This is a genomic window from Rhizobium sp. BK512 (assembly GCF_014194915.1).
In the GTDB taxonomy this organism is placed as follows: Bacteria; Pseudomonadota; Alphaproteobacteria; order Rhizobiales; family Rhizobiaceae; genus Rhizobium.
Map to the genome: position 1 here is coordinate 877,288 of NZ_JACIAS010000001.1, position 15,715 is coordinate 893,002.

The window sequence follows — 15,715 nt, forward strand, 5'->3', positions numbered from 1 at the left end:
ATCGGAAAGATCGCGCCGCGCTTTTCTTATTCGCCCTTCTTCTCTTCTTCCGTTGCCGGCTTGTCTGCCTCTTCCTCATCATCGGAAGTGACCACTGCCGCCGTCTCCGGCGGTTTCGGATCGAAGGTCCAGATCAGCATATAGAAGGAATAGGCGCCGGCGCCGCCCGCGAGCACGCCCCAGAAGGGGTCGCCGCCGATGAATTCGAAGATCGCCCATCCGAAGCAGACCACCACGATAAGGATACGAACCCAAAGGTGTCGATAGGTCGGGTGGTTGGGATCGATCAGCTGCATCTTTGTCTCATTGTTGTGATAACGCGCCTCACTGCTGTGATGACATCACTTGTCTTTAGGATGGAATTCACAAATGTGAAAGAGCCGCGGGCTTGACGCGGCGAATGGAAAATGGAATGAAAATTCCAAACTTATATCAATTCGGTTTATTTGTTCCGAATATAGGGAGGCAGTAAATGACAGTGAGATTTGGTCTTCTCGGCGCCGGCCGCATCGGCAAGGTCCATGCAAAGGCCGTCAGCGGCGATGCCAATGCAAAGCTCGTAGCCGTCGCCGACGCCTTCCCGCAGGCTGCCGAAGCAATTGCTTCCGCCTATGGCTGCGAAGTGCGCACGATCGAAGCGATCGAAGCCGCCAAGGATATTGACGCCGTCGTCATCTGCACGCCGACCGATACCCATGCCGACCTGATCGAGCGCTTCGCCCGTGCCGGCAAGGCGATCTTCTGCGAAAAGCCCATCGATCTCGATGTTGCCCGCGTCAAGGCCTGCATCAAGGTCGTGGAAGAAACCGGCGCCAAGCTGATGGTCGGCTTCAATCGCCGCTTCGACCCGCATTTCATGGCCGTGCGCAAGGTCATCGACGACGGCAAGATCGGCGATGTCGAGATGGTGACGATCACCTCGCGCGATCCGGGCGCCCCGCCGGTCGATTACATCAAGCGTTCGGGCGGCATCTTCCGTGACATGACGATCCACGATTTCGACATGGCCCGCTTCCTGCTCGGCGAAGAGCCGGTCTCGGTCATGGCAACCGCTGCAGTCCTCGTCGACAAGGCGATCGGCGAAGCCGGCGACTATGACAGCGTCTCCGTCATCCTGCAGACCGCCTCGGGCAAGCAGGCCATCATCTCCAACTCGCGCCGCGCCACCTATGGCTACGACCAGCGCATCGAGGCGCACGGTTCCAAGGGCGTCGTCTCGGCCGAGAACCAGCGCCCGGTCTCGATCGAAGTCGCAAATGGCGAAGGCTATACGCGCCCGCCGCTGCACGATTTCTTCATGACCCGCTACACTGAAGCCTATGCCAACGAGATCGCAAGCTTCATCTCCGCGATCGAGAAGGGCTCGAAGATCTCGCCGTCGGGCGCCGACGGCCTGGCCGCTCTCGCGCTCGCGGATGCCGCCGTCCAGTCCGTCAAGGAAGGCAAGCTCATAAAGATCGGCTGACCGCCCTCTCCCGACGGTCGCCATCATGAGAAATGGCCGGGCACCCGCCCGGCCATTTCTCGTTTGAAGCGTTTGGCTCAAAGCCCCCTCCCCACAAGGAAAAGGGGATTGCCACGGTGCCTGCCCCTTCGCCCCATCGGGGAGAAGGTGGCCCGAAGGGTCGGATGAGGGGGCCGCGAGCATAAAGGCGGGCTGGTCCAACCTAGCGGCGTGCTCTAAGGCCTAAACGGTATTATAACGGATGCTTAAAGAAATACCTGTCGGCGGTTAGGCCCCCTCATCCGCCCTTCGGGCACCTTCTCCCCGATGGGGCGAAGGGGGGAGCGACTAATCTCCGCCCTGCACACCCGCCACGACGATATCCTCATCGATGACGGCCAGTGCGCGATTCAGATGCCCTTCGAAGACGAGAATCTGTTCGTCGGCGACGACCCTGAGGTCCGGCATGCCCTCCATGCGCACCACATGGGATTGGCCGAGCCCCTCCTCGATCCCCTGCCGCAGCAGATCGTAATAGCGCGTGCCGGGCCCGGTGATTGCAATCGGCATGCGCTCGGTCAGGCTCAGCATGCGCGACAGGCCGTTTCCGAGGGCAAGCCCCGCCTGCCGGAACGCAAAGCCCGAAATACGGTGGCCCTGCCGCGCCCTGGCTGCGATCTTGTCGAGCTCGGCAAGCGGCACGAACTTTGCTGGGATCGTATCCAGCGGCACTTCGAAGGCGGTACGCAGGATGGCGTAGAAACCGGCATAGGCCTCGATGCAGCCGCGCGTGCCGCAGCGGCAAAGCCCGCCATTGGCCATATGCAGCATGTGCCCGAAATTGGGCGCCGAGACGTCATGCCCGCCATAGCTGGTTCGCCTGATAATGCCGAGCCCGATGCTGTGGCCGAGCGAAAGGGCCGCCAGCGAGCGGAAATCGCCGCCCTTCACATTCTCCTCATGCGCGCCCAGCGCCGCGGCGACCAGCAGCGTCTCGTTGTCGAGAATGACCTTCGCCTTCCACTCCGGCTTGAGCGCCAGTTCGAAATCGATCTGGTCGCTGCCGAAGATCGGCGACCAGACGAGAACCGGCTCGGAGGAATTGACCAGCCCCTTGCTGCTGATCGAGATGAGCAGCACCTTGTCCCGCTCGATGCGCGAGCGTGACAGGATGCGCTCGAGCCCCTGCCGCACCCCGTTCACGAACCGGCCCGCGCCTGCGGGATCATGCGACCTGTCTTCGCTGAAACGATCGATCAGCTTGCCCGAATAATCGACCAGCGAATATTGCACGGCATCCGAGGAGATGATGACGACGATGAGATAGCCGCAGTCGCGCCGCTGGCGCAAAAGCACGCGCGGGCGCCCTCGCCCGCTGGCCGCCTGCTGCTCGGATTTTTCGATCACCTGCGCCTTTTCGAGATCGGCCGTGATCGCAGAAACGGTCGCGGACGACAGCCGCGTGAAATCGGATATTTCAGTATGAGCAAGCGCCCCGTGGCGGCGGAGAGTGGCGAGCACGAGCACGCTGTTTCTCTGCCGTACGAGCTCCGTGCTCGACTTGGTCAGCATCTATCGCCGCCCTCTTCCCCGTTCGTTCCGCCCCTCATTGCCACAGCATCTCCGGCCACTTTCGTCAAAGGAAATTAAGCCGGTAGTGCGGTGTTGACAGTTGAAAAAATCTCTGACACTAAATTTCTCGACTGTCGAGAAAAAAATCCGAACCTTTCTGGACAGGCTTTCGCGGTGGCCGGAGGAGCAATGGCTGGGCCGGCTGCAATTCACTCGGGAGGACATTATGAAGTCTATTTATAAGCTGATGGCAGGCGCTGCCATCCTCGTTTCGCTGCAGTCGGCTGCCATGGCTGCCGACCTCGTCGTTGGCGTTTCCTGGTCGAACTTCCAGGAAGAGCGTTGGAAGACGGACGAAGCAGCAATCAAGAAGGCTCTGGAAGCCAAGGGCGCAAAGTACATTTCCGCTGACGCACAGTCTTCGGCTGCAAAGCAGCTCACCGACGTCGAGTCGCTGATCTCCCAGGGCGCAAACGCCCTCATCATTCTCGCTCAGGACTCCGACGCAATCGGCCCGGCTGTTGAAAAGGCCGCCAGCGAAGGTATCCCGGTCGTCGGTTACGACCGCCTGATCGAAAACCCGTCTGCCTTCTACATCACCTTCGACAACAAGGAAGTCGGCCGCCTGCAGGCTCAGGAAGTCTTCAAGGTCAAGCCGGAAGGTAACTACGTCTTCATCAAGGGCTCGTCCTCCGACCCGAACGCTGACTTCCTCTTCGCAGGTCAGCAGGAAGTCCTGAAGGCTGCGATCGACGCCGGCAAGATCAAGAATGTCGGCGAAGCCTATACCGACGGCTGGCTGCCGCAGAACGCCCAGCGCAACATGGAGCAGTTCCTGACCGCCAACAACAACAAGGTTGACGCGGTTGTTGCTTCCAACGACGGTACGGCCGGTGGCGCCGTCGCCGCTCTCGACGCACAGGGCCTCGCCGGCTCCGTTCCGGTTTCCGGCCAGGACGCCGACAAGGCTGCTCTGAACCGCATCGCTCTCGGCACGCAGACGGTTTCGGTCTGGAAGGACAGCCGTGAACTCGGCAAGCGCGCTGCTGAAATCGCTCTCGATCTCGCCGGCGGCACTGCCCTCGACAAGGTTGCAGGCGTGCAGACCTTCGAAGGCGGCCCGAAGAAGGTGAAGATGCAGTCGATCTTCCTGACCCCGCTTGCCATCACCAAGGACAACCTGAACGTCGTCATCGACGCCGGCTGGATCTCCAAGGCTGAAGCCTGCCAGGGCGTCAAGGCCGGCTCCGTCAAGGCTTGCGACTAATCCTCGCCTGACGATCTGAAATACCGGCGCCGCAGCGGCCCTCCGCTGCGGCGCCGGATGCGGATGAAGCCCGCTCGATGGGGCTTCTCCGTTCTCGCGCACATCGCGGATGCTTTGATTCCCTGCCAGAATAGTGCCGTTGTGATCGGCTATTTTCGGAAGCGTCCCGGTGGTCACAACAAGAACAGGGCGGTCATCGGCCAGCTATTCCCATCAGGAGCAGGCCTGCGCCCAAACAAATGGGGGAAACGGCAAACCCATGGCAGACATCACCCAATCGACCTCGTCCGGCCCGCGCACGGCAGTTGAAGGCCCCTTCACGCGCTTCCTGCGGGCAACGGAAATAGACACCCGCCTTCTCGGCATGATCGGCGCATTGCTGGTCATCTGGGTCGGCTTCCACTTCTATACCGGCGGCCTGTTCCTCACGCCCCGAAACCTCTGGAACCTCTCTGTCCAGACCACCGAAATCGCGGTTCTCGCGACCGGCATGGTGCTGGTCATCGTCACCAGAAACATCGACCTGTCGATCGGCTCGATCCTTGGCTTCGTCGCCATGATCATGGGCGTGGTCCAGGCGAAATTCCTGCCGCAATATCTCGGCTTCGACAATTCCTTCACCTGGGTGATCACGCTCATCGCCGGCCTCCTCGTCGGCTCGGCCATCGGCCTGCTCCAGGGCGTCATCATCGCCTTCCTCGGCGTGCCGTCCTTCATCGTCACGCTCGGCGGCTTCCTCGCCTGGCGCGGCCTTGCCTGGTATGTCACGAGCGGCCAGACGGTCGCTCCCCTCGACACCACCTTCCGCATCATGGGCGGCGGTGCCGAAGGCGCGATCGGCGCCACCTGGAGCTGGATCATCGGTGCGGCTGCCTGCGTGCTGATCGTCGTCTCGATCATCGGCTCGCGCCACCAGCGCCGGCGCTTCAACTTCCCGCGCCGCCCGCTCTGGGCAGAATATGTCCTCGGCATCCTCGGCTGTGCCATGGTGCTCTGCGCGATCTGGGTATCCACGATCTATTACTGGCCGCCGGCGATCGCCAAGCGCTATGCCGAGGCCAATAACATCACCATGCCGGAAGGCGGGCTGATGATCCCCTACGGCATTGCCGTGCCGGTGCTGATCGCCATCCTCGTCGGCATCGTCATGACCTTCATCGCCACGCGTCTCCGCTTCGGCCGCTATGTCTTCGCGATCGGCGGCAACCCGGAAGCAGCCGAGCTCGCCGGTATCAAGACCCGCTGGGTCACCGTGCGCATCTTCGCGCTGATGGGCTTCCTCGCAGCCGTCGCCGCCGCGATCTCCACGGCGCGCCTCAACGCCGCCGCCAACTCGCAGGGCACGACCTACGAACTCTATACGATCGCAGCAGCCGTTATCGGCGGCACGTCTCTGGCAGGCGGCACCGGCACGATCGCCGGCGCCATGCTCGGCGCGCTCGTCATGCAGTCTCTGCAGTCGGGCATGGGTCTCGCCAATGTCGACACGCCCATCCAGAACGTCGTCGTCGGCGCGGTGCTCGTCATTGCCGTCTGGCTCGACACTGTCTATCGCTCCCGTGCGAAGTAAGAGGAGTACGAACCATGGCTGAACAACGCACTCCCCTTGTCGAACTGAAGAACATCTCGATCTCCTTCGGTGGTATCCACGCCGTCGACAATGCCTCCGTCGATCTTTACCCCGGTGAAGTCGTGGCCCTTCTCGGCCATAACGGCGCCGGCAAGTCGACCCTGATCAAGATCCTCTCCGGCGCCTACAAGCGCGATAGCGGCGAGATCCTGATCAATGGCGAACCGGCCGACATCCGCAATCCGCGCGATGCCAAGAAGTTCGGCATCGAGACGATCTACCAGACGCTCGCCGTCGCCGATAATGTCGACGCCGCCGCCAACCTCTATCTCGGCCGCGAGTTGAAGACCCGCTGGGGCACGCTCGACGATGTTGCGATGGAACATTCCGCCCGCGAGGTGATGGGCCGCCTGAACCCCAACTTCAAGCGCTTCAAGGAGCCGGTCAAGGCCCTGTCAGGCGGCCAGCGCCAGTCCGTCGCCATTGCCCGCGCCATCCTGTTCAACGCCCGCATCCTGATCATGGACGAGCCGACGGCAGCCCTTGGTCCGCAGGAAACGGCCCAGGTGGGCGAACTCATCAAGCAGCTGAAAAAGGAAGGCATAGGCATCTTCCTCATCAGCCACGACATCCACGACGTCTTCGACCTCGCCGACCGTGTCTCCGTGATGAAAAACGGCCAGGTCGTCGGCCACGCCCGCACCGAGGATGTCACCAAGGACGAGGTGCTCGGCATGATCATCCTCGGCAAGGTGCCGCCGAAGGCCATCCCCGGCCCCGGCGCCATGCAGGTCTGATACAAGCAGCATCCAGCAAGGAAACTCCGCCGCCCGAAAGGCCCGGCGGAGTTTCCATTTGCGGCATCAGTCCGCAGCCGCAGCACCCGCAGCAAGAGCCGCAAGCCGCGCCAGCCTGACAGGCTCATCCCGCACGAAGGACGCATTCTCCGAGAGGATCGCTTGCGCCCGCGCCGCAAAGCGCTGCGCTTCCGCCATCTCGTCCTTCACCGCATAACACTCGGCCAACTCTTCATAGACATAGGGCGCCGCATCATTGGCCGCATCCGCAAGCGCCACGACCCTCTCCCCAAGCGCAATCGCCTCATCCACCCGCGACAATGCCCGGAGCGTACGCACGACCGCATACCGCGCCACCTTCAGCGTCTGTGCGTTGCCGGAGGTCTCCCGGATCGCCTCATCCCGCCGGAAGGCGCCAAGCGCATCCTCGAAGCGCCCCGCCTCGAAATAGGTCCAGCCGAGATTGTGATGCAGCATGCCCCGCCAATGCGGGCTTGCGCGTTGCGCCTCGATATAATCGAGCGCCACCGCCACCCACCGTTCTGCCGCCTCGACATCGGACGCGATCGCCAGCATATGCGCCGCATCGACAGCCAGATCATGGTCCCCTGCCCGCTGCGCTAGTTCCCATGCCTCGCTAAAGAACGGCAGCGCCCGCGCCGGCTCCCCGGCACTGTTGAAAAGTCGCCCCCGCTCGATCGCTATCCACGCCCGCGCCCCGGCATCCTCGTCGGCCTGCGCCACGGCTCCATCCAGGATCTCATGCCCCAGCGAAAAATTCCCGGAAAGCCCCGCAAACCGCGCCCGCCGCGCCAGATCGAAAACCGCTTCGCCCATCTCATCCCCGATGAAAACCTAACCATCAGAGGAAGCTTTTAGCGACGCCCCATCGCCTTGAAAATCCCGGATAACAGCAACGAGCCGAAATTCCGCGAACTTCGCGATTGAAGCAGAGCCAAAGCTAGGCTAAGAACCACGTCATCGGACGACGAGTCACATCGTCAGGCATGCACCCGTAGCTCAGCTGGATAGAGTGTTGGATTCCGATTCCAAAGGTCACAGGTTCGAATCCTGTCGGGTGCGCCACCGCTTCAAAATACCATTGCAAAAGCTGATTTAACGGAAGACGAGTTCCAGTCTCTTCCCGCATTTATTCCCACGCTTGACGCAGGATTGCACGGGTCGCACTGGACAACCTGGAACAAAAGGGGAATTAGTAGATCGCATCGCCTCCCCCAGCCTACCTGCCATCCCCGCCACAGAAACAGAAAAACAGGAGACTTTGCCCGTGCCTTTCGATCACAGCCGCCCGCCAAGTTATACCTGCTTCCCCAAAGAGGGCATAAACCTAAGCGATATCGATCGGCAGGACGTCCAGGCCATAACGGATTGCCAACTGTCAGTTGAGGACGCGAAGCTTCTCCATAAGTATCGCATCGAAGCCCATAACCAAGAGATGATTACTGGCGGGCTCTCTATTGGCGCCGTCCTCTTGGCCGCCGTTCTGCTGTTCGTGTTCCGGCGCGCAATACCCCGAGCAGCCCGCCGCGCCGCGGTGGCCGTGACGGCAATCGCAATCCGCGCCGGCCGGTCAGCGAGTAAGGCGGGCGGCGATATCCTTGCGGACGCTAAGGAAAAGGCGGAGCGATAACGAACAACGAAGGATCCTCAGCGCACCGAACGCTCTGCAGCCTTGGCGATCCGCGCTCATTCCCTGTTGAAGGACGGTGGAGTGGTATGCAGCTTTTCCACCAATCCCGAGGAAGTGATCCAATTCCTGGTCGTCGGCGCTGTTTTTTTGCAGCAAATGATCATTCTGGCGGCCTATCTCGTTCGAGAGATCTACCGCACAGTCAAGAAGCGGCGCGAGGCAAATCGGGTAGCAAGAGCCTTCGAGTGATGATGGGGAGGTTCGAGAGATGGCGGAAACGGCAGGCTCGTTCGCCCCACATGGATTATGGTTGCAGGGGGCGAGGATGTGAACGCCGCGACGTTACTCTTCATAGCTGCCGCAACGAGACCCCGCTAGTCTTTGTAAAGGCGCTCCCTGCTATGGAACTTCAGCATAGCGGATGATGCTCTGATTTTGAACGTTGGCGACTAGTTCATCAGAGCGAGACAAAAATCGGCGGAGCAAAGGCGAGGAATTTGAATCGTTGTATCCTAAGGTGAGATCAATTGTCGGAGGCACACCCTCAAGTGCTCTGGCAACGACATTCGGTGTAAGCATATTTTGCGCATAAAGCGGAATAAGCGTTATTCCACCCGTCGACACGACGAGCGACATTGCTGATGGCAGGCCTTCGCCTTCGTACTCTGCCTTGAGGGTGATCCCGACGTTCGACGCGTAATCCTGGATCACGGATTGCAGTACGGGAGAAATTCTAGCCGAGCTGACGTAAGTTTCGCGGGCAAGGTCCTGCGGCAGGATCTTTTTGCGCGACGTCAAGCGATGGTCCGCCGGCAGCACGGCGATCAGTGGCTCCTTGGCTAGAAACTTGAAGGACACACCAACACTCTGCGTCTCGGGGCGAAGGAAAGCGACGTCCAGCTTGCCTCGCATCAGTGCCAGAGCCAGGTCCGGGGAAGACTGGCTGGACAATATGATTTCAACCTCCGGCGCTTCCTCACGAATAATGCGCAATGCATGGGGTAGCCACACGACCTCTTGCCCTGCCAGAAAGCCGATAGTGAACGACTGCTTTTCCGGCCGCTCTGCCCGCCGGGCCCCTTCCGCAGCCGCCTCGACTTGCAGTAACGCCAGCCGCGCGTGATCAAGAAACACTTTACCGGCTGCGGTGAGCGTCACGCCGCGCGACTGCCGTTCCAACAGTTTGACACCGACTTCGGTTTCCAGATCGCGAATTTGCCTGCTGAGCGAGGGCTGGGACGTGTGAAGCCGCCGCTCTGCTGCGGTCAGTAGGCTTCCCTCCTCCGCAACGGCAACAAAATAGCGCAAATGCCTGAGTTCCATGGGGTCCTCGCTATACCTTTGAGGCATAGCTCGAACGTACAAGGTATTTGTCCTTGATAAAGAGGGAATTTAACTAACGTCGCAATTTTCGGATATGATCGAACACGCCTCACCGGAGGTATTTCGCAATCAACTGTATCCCAAAACGAATGTTCAACAGGGCAGATGGAGCGACACGATGCCTACAATCACGACCACGGACGGCGTAAACATCTTCTACAAGGACTGGGGCTCGGGCCAGCCGATCGTTTTCAGCCACGGCTGGCCGCTGTCGGCGGACGACTGGGACGCCCAGATGACCTTTTTTCTTGGCCACGGCTACCGGGTGATCGCCCACGACCGGCGCGGTCACGGCCGGTCCGACCAGCCCGGCACCGGCAACGACATGGACCACTGGGTTGCCGACCTCGCGGCCCTGACCGAGCACCTCAACCTGCGCGACGCGATCCATATCGGCCACTCCACAGGCGGCGGTGAGGTCGCTCGCTATGTCGCCCGCCACCAGGAGCGCGTCGCGAAGGCAGTACTGGTCGCTTCCCTGACGCCGAACATGTACCGGAGCGAGGAAAACCCGTCCGGTCAGCCGCCGGAGTGGTTCGAAGCGATCCGCGCGGGCGTGCTGGGCAACCGGTCGGAATTCTACCGTTTCGTCCCCGAGAACCCGTTCTACGGCTACAACCTCGATGGCGCCAAGCCTTCGGAGGCGATCATTGCGAACTGGTGGCGCCAGGGCATGGGCGGTGGTGCTCTCGCTCACCACGCGACTGTCGCCTCCTGGCTGGAAGATTATACCGAAGACCTCAAGAAGATCACCGTGCCGGTGCTGGTGATGCATGGCGAGGCCGATCAGGTCGTCCCCTTCGCAAGCTCCGTGCCGCGTGCGGTCAACCTGCTCAAGAACGGGTCGCTGAAGACCTATCCGGGCTACCCCCATGGCATGCTGACCACACATGCGGATGTCCTCAACCCCGACCTGCTCTCGTTCATCAGGTCTTGACGACATTTGACATGCGCATCGCCGATGTTATGCGCCGGCGCAGTTCCGCGGTCTCGCCTAGGAAATCGGTCTCCTACGCGCCGATTCTAAACGAAAGGCGGAAACAGCAGATTACTCGGGATAGGCCTCAGCGCCCTCCAGCGCCGCCTTGTGGAAGAGGATGAAGACCAGGGGGTTGCCGGGCTCGGACATTGCGTCGCTGCGCTGGCCCGTTATCTCCCCGGCCACGCCGCTTGTATATTCCGCGACCACCTCGCCGAAGCTGTTGCGCTGGATGGCCACCTTCTGTCCCGGTTCGACCTTGTCGTTGAGCTTGACCAGATGCTCGACGATCCCGCCCTGGGTTGCCAGGATCGGGAAGGCGCTGTTGCCGACGAAGACAGTCACGTCCTTGCCTGTCCGGCCCATCGGCCCGGCAACGATGCCGTAATGCTTGAGGACGTTCATCGTGCCTTCCACGAAGAGCGCGATCATCTCGAGGTCCAGAACGCGGGCAGCACCGATCTCCGGCGTAAACGAAGGGATACCCACCTCCATGAAGGCGTTGTGCAGGACACCGGGATAGACATGGTTGTCGAAGATCTGGCCGACGGGATAGAGCTCCAACATGGCCTTGACCTCGGGCACATCCATGCCGCCGATATTGAATGCGGTGACTTCGAACCCGGTCGTTCCGGTGTGAAAGTCGATCGCGAAGTCGGCGTTCGGCCGCAGCAGCCGGTTGAACAGCAGCCCGGCATGCCGGCTGGGCGCGGTGAGACCGTTCTCGTTCCCCGGCCATTCCCGGTTCATGTCGACCAGATCGACGCCCCTGCCCTGATTGGGCCACCTGCGCTGCATGCTTTCAAGGGCCGGGCGCGCCACATCGGTGACCGCCATGACCGTGCCCGACATCTGTGCCGGATCGAGCTGGTTCATCACGGTTTGGACCGTGTGAATGTTGCTCATTTCGTCGCCGTGCACACCGCTGGTCAGGATGCCGCGCTTGCCGGGCCTTGCCCCCTTGGCGACGGTGACGGACACATACCAGTACTGCCCCGTGGGCATCTGCGCACCCCGAAAATACAGGAGATGCTTCTGCCCCGGCTCCAGATCGTCAACGTCGAGCGCGCTGACGACCTTTTTCCCCTCGATGACATCGCCGGTATAGACCGTTCCCGAGGCCGGATTGGCAGCGGGTTTCGCTGCCTCCTCTGCGTCAGCGGCATCCGCGCTGACGGCGAGAGCAGCCGACGCGCCGACCGTTGCCAGTGATGCAATCATGAAATCACGGCGATCGATGCCGTTCTGCGACTTGTCCGACATGATGGAAGCCCCTCTGTGATTTGAAAAATTCAGTTAGAACAATGGCATGTGCATCGGCCGAAAAGTTCCGTACGTCTTCAACTCAGGGTATGCTGCTGAAAATTAGGGCACGCTGCCGAGTTCACAAGTCCAAGCGGATCGGACGGCGGGCGGGCAAGCAGCATCGTCCGGTCGCTGAATTCATCCAGCGCGAGCATTCCTCGCGCTTCGGGGTGGTGCTCCAGCATCGCGGTCCAATTGAGCGTGAGGCCAGGAAGGGGATTGCCCTTGTCATTCGTCTTGAGCATGGCGAGCCAGCCGCGCGGCGGCGTGAATGCAGTCATATGTGGCATGAGGTTTCCGTGGCGAATGTCGGCGTCCTCGTCTCCCCGGCGGGGAGAAGGCGAAGCCGCATCCGCCGCAAGCCCGTCCTGCTCTGAACCCTCGGACGGCGGATGATCCTCTTTGCCATTGACCGTTTCCCTGTCTGGAGTCTTTCCAACCTCGCCAGACCTATTTGGAAACACTCGGGAAATAGAAATGAGACCGGGAAAGAAGGGATCGCGGTGGCGCGCAATGATCGATATCAGGCCGCTCGTCCGCCGACATTTCGGCCCCATTTCCCTTTGCCCATTGTGCAGGAGTGGAGCTTCAACACCGTCTGCCACCCGGAAATCAGATCGCCGGCTACGGGACAAGCCGGCGGTCTGACCTCAAGTGGTCGCCATCTGTTTTTCGCCTGTGCCGTTTCCGCGGGCATCAGGTGCTTTCGGCGCGGGGTGTCGCCGTCTTGGCTTAATGACCACTCAAATTGGGGTTCATTGCCGAAGTTACGTCTTTGCCAGGGCCTCCAGCGCATCCGCCACGGTGCTGGCTGGATTGCTCTTGCAATAGGCGGCGACCTTTTCCGCGTTCGCGTGCGCCTTGTCACTGTCGACTGTCGGATTGCCCGCCTTGCCGTGAACGTAGCCGTTCACCCACATGGCAACGGCAATCGATTTTGCAGGCGCCATTGCGCCGACCTCTTTACAAGTGAGCTTCGACGCATCCGCTTCGGCGGCCAGTGCTTGGCAAGCCAAGCCGATACCTGCAAATGCGAGTGCAATTGAAAGATGGTGTTTCATCGTCCTCTCCCAAAAAAGCGCTCCTGAATCGGAGCAACTGGTTGCGCTTTGCTAAGTATTTTCCGAAAAACCATCGATACCAACCAATCAAGATAGACGATACCAGATCACGATGAGTTTTACGGCAGCAAACCATAACATATTATTTGAGATAATGCTTATATATTCATCGGAGCAGTGCCTTATTTTCCGAATTAGATTACGAATCTGCAGCAATACATACATTTATACACAGTTATACACCGCTCGATTTCGATGAAACGCTGATAGCATCGAATCAAGGTGTGCAATGTTTGCAAATCTATAGGCGCCGTTGCCGGCCTGCTTACCCAGCCAGGCCGCGGCGACTCCCCATTCATCTCTGTCTGTGGCCACTCCGGATTAAGCATCGTGAGACGTCGAACCACCCAGACCTCGGCTATCCGCCATCTGGACGAATCCCAGATCTTCCGAATGGCGAATGTCGCGGCCTGTTCGAGGGTCGCTCCGGGCCGAAGGCGATCGGCGGTCGGGAAAGTGGGGCACACGGTCGCAACGCGGCACGGCTGCCCCTCAAGCGCGAGCGTTCACGCCTTCGAACCAGAAGCGGCTATAAATCAGTATTTGAGATCACGAGCTGTCTGGCGGCCGCCTTGCTTGGTCTGTCGCTTGTCCTGTCGGCACCCGGCATTGCTCTTTTCGTTCGACGCGCGACACGCCTGTTTCGTGTCACGTGCGCCTTGCCGCGTATCCTGTCTGACGTCACGCCCGGCGCGCCGTTGCTGGGCCTGTTCTGTGCCCCACGACAAATCCGGCAGAGTTGCAAGAAACATCGTGGCCAACAGAGCGGTAAACAAAAGTTTCAATCTGACCATTGCCTGACTCCTCTGAGCAGCCTCCGAATCCCTTCGGAAGGCCTCGGTTTCAGATGGGGCGCAAGCAAGACATGATCATAGACGCGAGCATCCTTGCTGTGCGGACTCCCGTAGAAGATCTTGATTGAACAAATCGCCTCCCATTCCCGATCCACGAAGATCGGGACGAAGAATTATGCATCAGGCGACGGGATACTGGAGGTATATTACTGTATTATACCCTCCTGCGGGCGACCCGGCCGGAAGGTGTCCAGTTGTGCTTGCGCCCATCCATCCTCAACCGCATCGACGCAGCCCGGGCCGCGACAGCGAAAGCGGTCCGCCCGCCAAGGGCGCCCGAGAGGGCAGGATCAGAAACGATTGTCAGGCGGTAAACGCCGTCGTCAACGGTTTCAGTGCCGCCACCGGGCGGGCCTCGGCTTGGAAATGAATTCGTTCTGCGCCTTCCGCAGAGGCCCATCGGGCCGAGAGTGAACCGGCTTGTTGCAAGCCTCCGATATCGTTGAGGCAATTGCGTCGAATAGGTACTCGCCACAGTTGCTTGTGGCGGTGGTTTGGGGAATATTCGTGCTCTGGCCCTGAAGGCCTGCGCGGTGACTGATAAGGGGGACAATGTCATGTCTGCAAGATACCTTTTGGCCGCGGTAGCGATCGCGCTTCTGACCCTTTCAGGGTGCGCGACCACCGGCACCGGCGGCGACAACACGACCTACGCAACGCCACTGGGTATTGGTCCCGTTCGCGGCAATTACGGTGGCTATTAGTCGCTGCTGAATACCGTTGAGAGCAGATCCACCGCTGGGTTCGGGAAACCGGCCTGTCGATCACGGTTTTCGAAACCTGTCTGGTCAGAGCAATTCCAGCAAAAGTGCATAGCGGTTTTGCGTCCGGAATTGCGTAAAAACAAAGAGATAGAGTGGCTCCATACCCACTTCCGGCTGCCTGAGGCTTCGCTTGAGCGGCAGGCCCGACAAATGTCTCGGCATCGGGGCCGTAGTTCTCCGCAACAAATGATGGATATATGCGGTGAGCGGAAAACATTCGTAAAGCTCTATCGCCGCGACAAGGCGAGGAGCCGTTCAGAAGCGGAGCCTGGGATTGCTTTCATGGTAGATGACGTGAGCGCGGTGCGCCGCCAAAACGCCGCCGGTCTGCGCGGGTTGCTCGATCTCGATCAGCAGCGCGATTGGATGCAGGGTGGGACGATCCCGGCCGACGCCGACGAGCGTCCGGAATCCCTGGAATTGCGTCTCAAATACGTCGCGAAGTTCGAGAAGCTGCTGCGCCGGCCGCAGGCACAGGCGGTTCTCGACATTCTCAGGCGCTACGGGAGCGACTGCATCCCGATCTCGCGCCGGACGGAGCGGCACTATTGGTCTGTTTCCTGTCTGCCGTCGACACCAGGTAAGGCCCTCATTCGTGTCAATGCGAGCTGGATGGAGCTCTTCTCGCTCTATGCCGATGGTGGGGACATCCGCGCGCTCTTCCTGGTGCATCTTTCCGATTTCACCACCGACCACTCGCTCGATCACGGCCAGGTGGACGAGGATTTCCTCGGGTCCTGTGTGGTGATGCCTGAAGACGTCAGCTATTTCTTTCCCAGAGGCCAGGACATTTTCGGCGTCAAGGTCCGTAGCATCTCCTCGATCGGCAAATTTCTCGCCACGCCCCGTGCGCTGCAGGCGATCCGGGCGTTCAACCTGACGCACATGAACCGCGGCCGGAACGCCTATCAGGCGAGCCACTGCTACAGGCTGGCGGATTACATGCTGGGTGACGACGGTCGCTGAGCAACGGACCGGAACCGACATCCCCTCTGGATAAATGCCCGC

Annotated in this window: 17 protein-coding genes and 1 tRNA gene; 10 read left to right on the forward strand and 8 right to left on the reverse strand. The window is 60.4% G+C overall.

Annotation, left to right across the window (positions count from 1 at the left end):
• Nucleotides 1-26: 26 nt before the first annotated feature.
• Complete coding sequence (locus FHX06_RS04415) at nucleotides 27-296, reverse strand: hypothetical protein (RefSeq protein ID WP_018114768.1); 270 nt, start codon at nucleotides 294-296, stop codon at nucleotides 27-29.
• 176 nt (nucleotides 297-472) lie between these two features.
• On the opposite strand from FHX06_RS04415, the gene iolG reads away from it, so the two are divergent.
• The gene (gene iolG, locus FHX06_RS04420) at nucleotides 473-1,465 is read left to right on the forward strand and encodes an inositol 2-dehydrogenase (RefSeq protein WP_183878208.1); all 993 of its coding nucleotides are present in this window, start codon (nucleotides 473-475) and stop codon (nucleotides 1,463-1,465) included.
• A gap of 327 nt (nucleotides 1,466-1,792) precedes the next feature.
• On the opposite strand, the gene FHX06_RS04425 is transcribed toward iolG, so the two are convergent.
• Nucleotides 1,793-3,016, reverse strand: coding sequence for an ROK family transcriptional regulator (locus tag FHX06_RS04425; protein ID WP_183878210.1), 1,224 nt, complete (start codon nucleotides 3,014-3,016; stop codon nucleotides 1,793-1,795).
• A 226-nt stretch (nucleotides 3,017-3,242) separates the two neighbouring features.
• On the opposite strand from FHX06_RS04425, the gene xylF reads away from it, so the two are divergent.
• From xylF to FHX06_RS04440, 3 genes are all read left to right on the forward strand, one after another.
• The gene (gene xylF / locus FHX06_RS04430; RefSeq protein ID WP_029616408.1) at nucleotides 3,243-4,283 is read left to right on the forward strand and encodes a D-xylose ABC transporter substrate-binding protein; all 1,041 of its coding nucleotides are present in this window, start codon (nucleotides 3,243-3,245) and stop codon (nucleotides 4,281-4,283) included.
• A gap of 259 nt (nucleotides 4,284-4,542) precedes the next feature.
• Nucleotides 4,543-5,853 carry a sugar ABC transporter permease gene (locus tag FHX06_RS04435; RefSeq protein ID WP_183878212.1) on the forward strand — a complete coding sequence of 437 codons (1,311 nt, stop codon included), beginning with the start codon at nucleotides 4,543-4,545 and terminating at the stop codon, nucleotides 5,851-5,853.
• Between the two features lie 14 nt (nucleotides 5,854-5,867).
• Nucleotides 5,868-6,650 carry an ATP-binding cassette domain-containing protein gene (locus FHX06_RS04440; protein WP_007815343.1) on the forward strand — a complete coding sequence of 261 codons (783 nt, stop codon included), beginning with the start codon at nucleotides 5,868-5,870 and terminating at the stop codon, nucleotides 6,648-6,650.
• 66 nt (nucleotides 6,651-6,716) lie between these two features.
• Here FHX06_RS04440 and FHX06_RS04445 read toward each other — a convergent pair whose 3' ends face one another.
• Nucleotides 6,717-7,487, reverse strand: coding sequence for a hypothetical protein (locus FHX06_RS04445; protein WP_183878214.1), 771 nt, complete (start codon nucleotides 7,485-7,487; stop codon nucleotides 6,717-6,719).
• A 172-nt stretch (nucleotides 7,488-7,659) separates the two neighbouring features.
• Here FHX06_RS04445 and FHX06_RS04450 point away from each other — a divergent pair.
• From FHX06_RS04450 to FHX06_RS04460, 3 genes are all read left to right on the forward strand, one after another.
• Nucleotides 7,660-7,736: transfer RNA gene (locus tag FHX06_RS04450), tRNA-Arg, on the forward strand.
• Nucleotides 7,737-7,938: 202 nt separating this feature from the next.
• Nucleotides 7,939-8,301 (forward strand): hypothetical protein, encoded by a 363-nt coding sequence (locus tag FHX06_RS04455; protein WP_183878216.1) that lies wholly within the window; start codon nucleotides 7,939-7,941, stop codon nucleotides 8,299-8,301.
• Nucleotides 8,302-8,382: 81 nt separating this feature from the next.
• Nucleotides 8,383-8,550 (forward strand): hypothetical protein, encoded by a 168-nt coding sequence (locus tag FHX06_RS04460; RefSeq protein WP_183878218.1) that lies wholly within the window; start codon nucleotides 8,383-8,385, stop codon nucleotides 8,548-8,550.
• 150 nt (nucleotides 8,551-8,700) lie between these two features.
• On the opposite strand, the gene FHX06_RS04465 is transcribed toward FHX06_RS04460, so the two are convergent.
• Complete coding sequence (locus tag FHX06_RS04465; protein WP_112972715.1) at nucleotides 8,701-9,624, reverse strand: LysR family transcriptional regulator; 924 nt, start codon at nucleotides 9,622-9,624, stop codon at nucleotides 8,701-8,703.
• Between the two features lie 178 nt (nucleotides 9,625-9,802).
• On the opposite strand from FHX06_RS04465, the gene FHX06_RS04470 reads away from it, so the two are divergent.
• Nucleotides 9,803-10,621 carry an alpha/beta fold hydrolase gene (locus tag FHX06_RS04470; RefSeq protein WP_112547893.1) on the forward strand — a complete coding sequence of 273 codons (819 nt, stop codon included), beginning with the start codon at nucleotides 9,803-9,805 and terminating at the stop codon, nucleotides 10,619-10,621.
• A 111-nt stretch (nucleotides 10,622-10,732) separates the two neighbouring features.
• Here the strand turns inward: FHX06_RS04470 and FHX06_RS04475 are convergent, their stop codons facing one another.
• The 4 genes from FHX06_RS04475 to FHX06_RS04490 all read right to left on the reverse strand — a co-directional run bounded on the left by FHX06_RS04475 (nucleotide 10,733) and on the right by FHX06_RS04490 (nucleotide 13,883).
• The gene (locus FHX06_RS04475; protein WP_183878220.1) at nucleotides 10,733-11,926 is read right to left on the reverse strand and encodes a succinylglutamate desuccinylase/aspartoacylase family protein; all 1,194 of its coding nucleotides are present in this window, start codon (nucleotides 11,924-11,926) and stop codon (nucleotides 10,733-10,735) included.
• A 77-nt stretch (nucleotides 11,927-12,003) separates the two neighbouring features.
• Nucleotides 12,004-12,573, reverse strand: coding sequence for a hypothetical protein (locus FHX06_RS04480; protein ID WP_183878222.1), 570 nt, complete (start codon nucleotides 12,571-12,573; stop codon nucleotides 12,004-12,006).
• Nucleotides 12,574-12,735: 162 nt separating this feature from the next.
• Nucleotides 12,736-13,029, reverse strand: a complete 294-nt coding sequence (locus FHX06_RS04485; RefSeq protein ID WP_183847244.1) for an HdeA/HdeB family chaperone — start codon at nucleotides 13,027-13,029, stop codon at nucleotides 12,736-12,738.
• 596 nt (nucleotides 13,030-13,625) lie between these two features.
• Entirely contained in the window at nucleotides 13,626-13,883 is a 258-nt protein-coding gene (locus FHX06_RS04490) for a hypothetical protein (protein WP_112972712.1), read from the reverse strand.
• Nucleotides 13,884-14,500: 617 nt separating this feature from the next.
• Between FHX06_RS04490 and FHX06_RS04495 the strand changes: the two genes are divergently transcribed.
• Both FHX06_RS04495 and FHX06_RS04500 read left to right on the forward strand, forming a co-directional pair.
• Entirely contained in the window at nucleotides 14,501-14,647 is a 147-nt protein-coding gene (locus FHX06_RS04495) for a hypothetical protein (RefSeq protein WP_183847245.1), read from the forward strand.
• Between the two features lie 342 nt (nucleotides 14,648-14,989).
• Nucleotides 14,990-15,673 (forward strand): hypothetical protein, encoded by a 684-nt coding sequence (locus FHX06_RS04500; protein ID WP_183878224.1) that lies wholly within the window; start codon nucleotides 14,990-14,992, stop codon nucleotides 15,671-15,673.
• The last annotated feature ends 42 nt before the right edge of the window (nucleotides 15,674-15,715 follow it).

Bases quoted from the DNA above. Each gene is read 5' to 3' on its own strand.
- FHX06_RS04435 (WP_183878212.1), top strand. From the start codon at position 4,543: ATGGCAGACATCACCCAATCGACCTCGTCCGGCCCGCGCACGGCAGTT.
- xylF (WP_029616408.1), top strand. From the start codon at position 3,243: ATGAAGTCTATTTATAAGCTGATGGCAGGCGCTGCCATCCTCGTTTCG.
- FHX06_RS04465 (WP_112972715.1), bottom strand. From the start codon at position 9,624: ATGGAACTCAGGCATTTGCGCTATTTTGTTGCCGTTGCGGAGGAGGGA.
- FHX06_RS04495 (WP_183847245.1), top strand. From the start codon at position 14,501: ATGTCTGCAAGATACCTTTTGGCCGCGGTAGCGATCGCGCTTCTGACC.
- FHX06_RS04485 (WP_183847244.1), bottom strand. From the start codon at position 13,029: ATGAAACACCATCTTTCAATTGCACTCGCATTTGCAGGTATCGGCTTG.
- FHX06_RS04415 (WP_018114768.1), bottom strand. From the start codon at position 296: ATGCAGCTGATCGATCCCAACCACCCGACCTATCGACACCTTTGGGTT.
- FHX06_RS04440 (WP_007815343.1), top strand. From the start codon at position 5,868: ATGGCTGAACAACGCACTCCCCTTGTCGAACTGAAGAACATCTCGATC.
- FHX06_RS04445 (WP_183878214.1), bottom strand. From the start codon at position 7,487: ATGGGCGAAGCGGTTTTCGATCTGGCGCGGCGGGCGCGGTTTGCGGGG.
- FHX06_RS04425 (WP_183878210.1), bottom strand. From the start codon at position 3,016: ATGCTGACCAAGTCGAGCACGGAGCTCGTACGGCAGAGAAACAGCGTG.
- FHX06_RS04500 (WP_183878224.1), top strand. From the start codon at position 14,990: ATGGTAGATGACGTGAGCGCGGTGCGCCGCCAAAACGCCGCCGGTCTG.
- FHX06_RS04470 (WP_112547893.1), top strand. From the start codon at position 9,803: ATGCCTACAATCACGACCACGGACGGCGTAAACATCTTCTACAAGGAC.
- FHX06_RS04490 (WP_112972712.1), bottom strand. From the start codon at position 13,883: ATGGTCAGATTGAAACTTTTGTTTACCGCTCTGTTGGCCACGATGTTT.
- iolG (WP_183878208.1), top strand. From the start codon at position 473: ATGACAGTGAGATTTGGTCTTCTCGGCGCCGGCCGCATCGGCAAGGTC.
- FHX06_RS04475 (WP_183878220.1), bottom strand. From the start codon at position 11,926: ATGTCGGACAAGTCGCAGAACGGCATCGATCGCCGTGATTTCATGATT.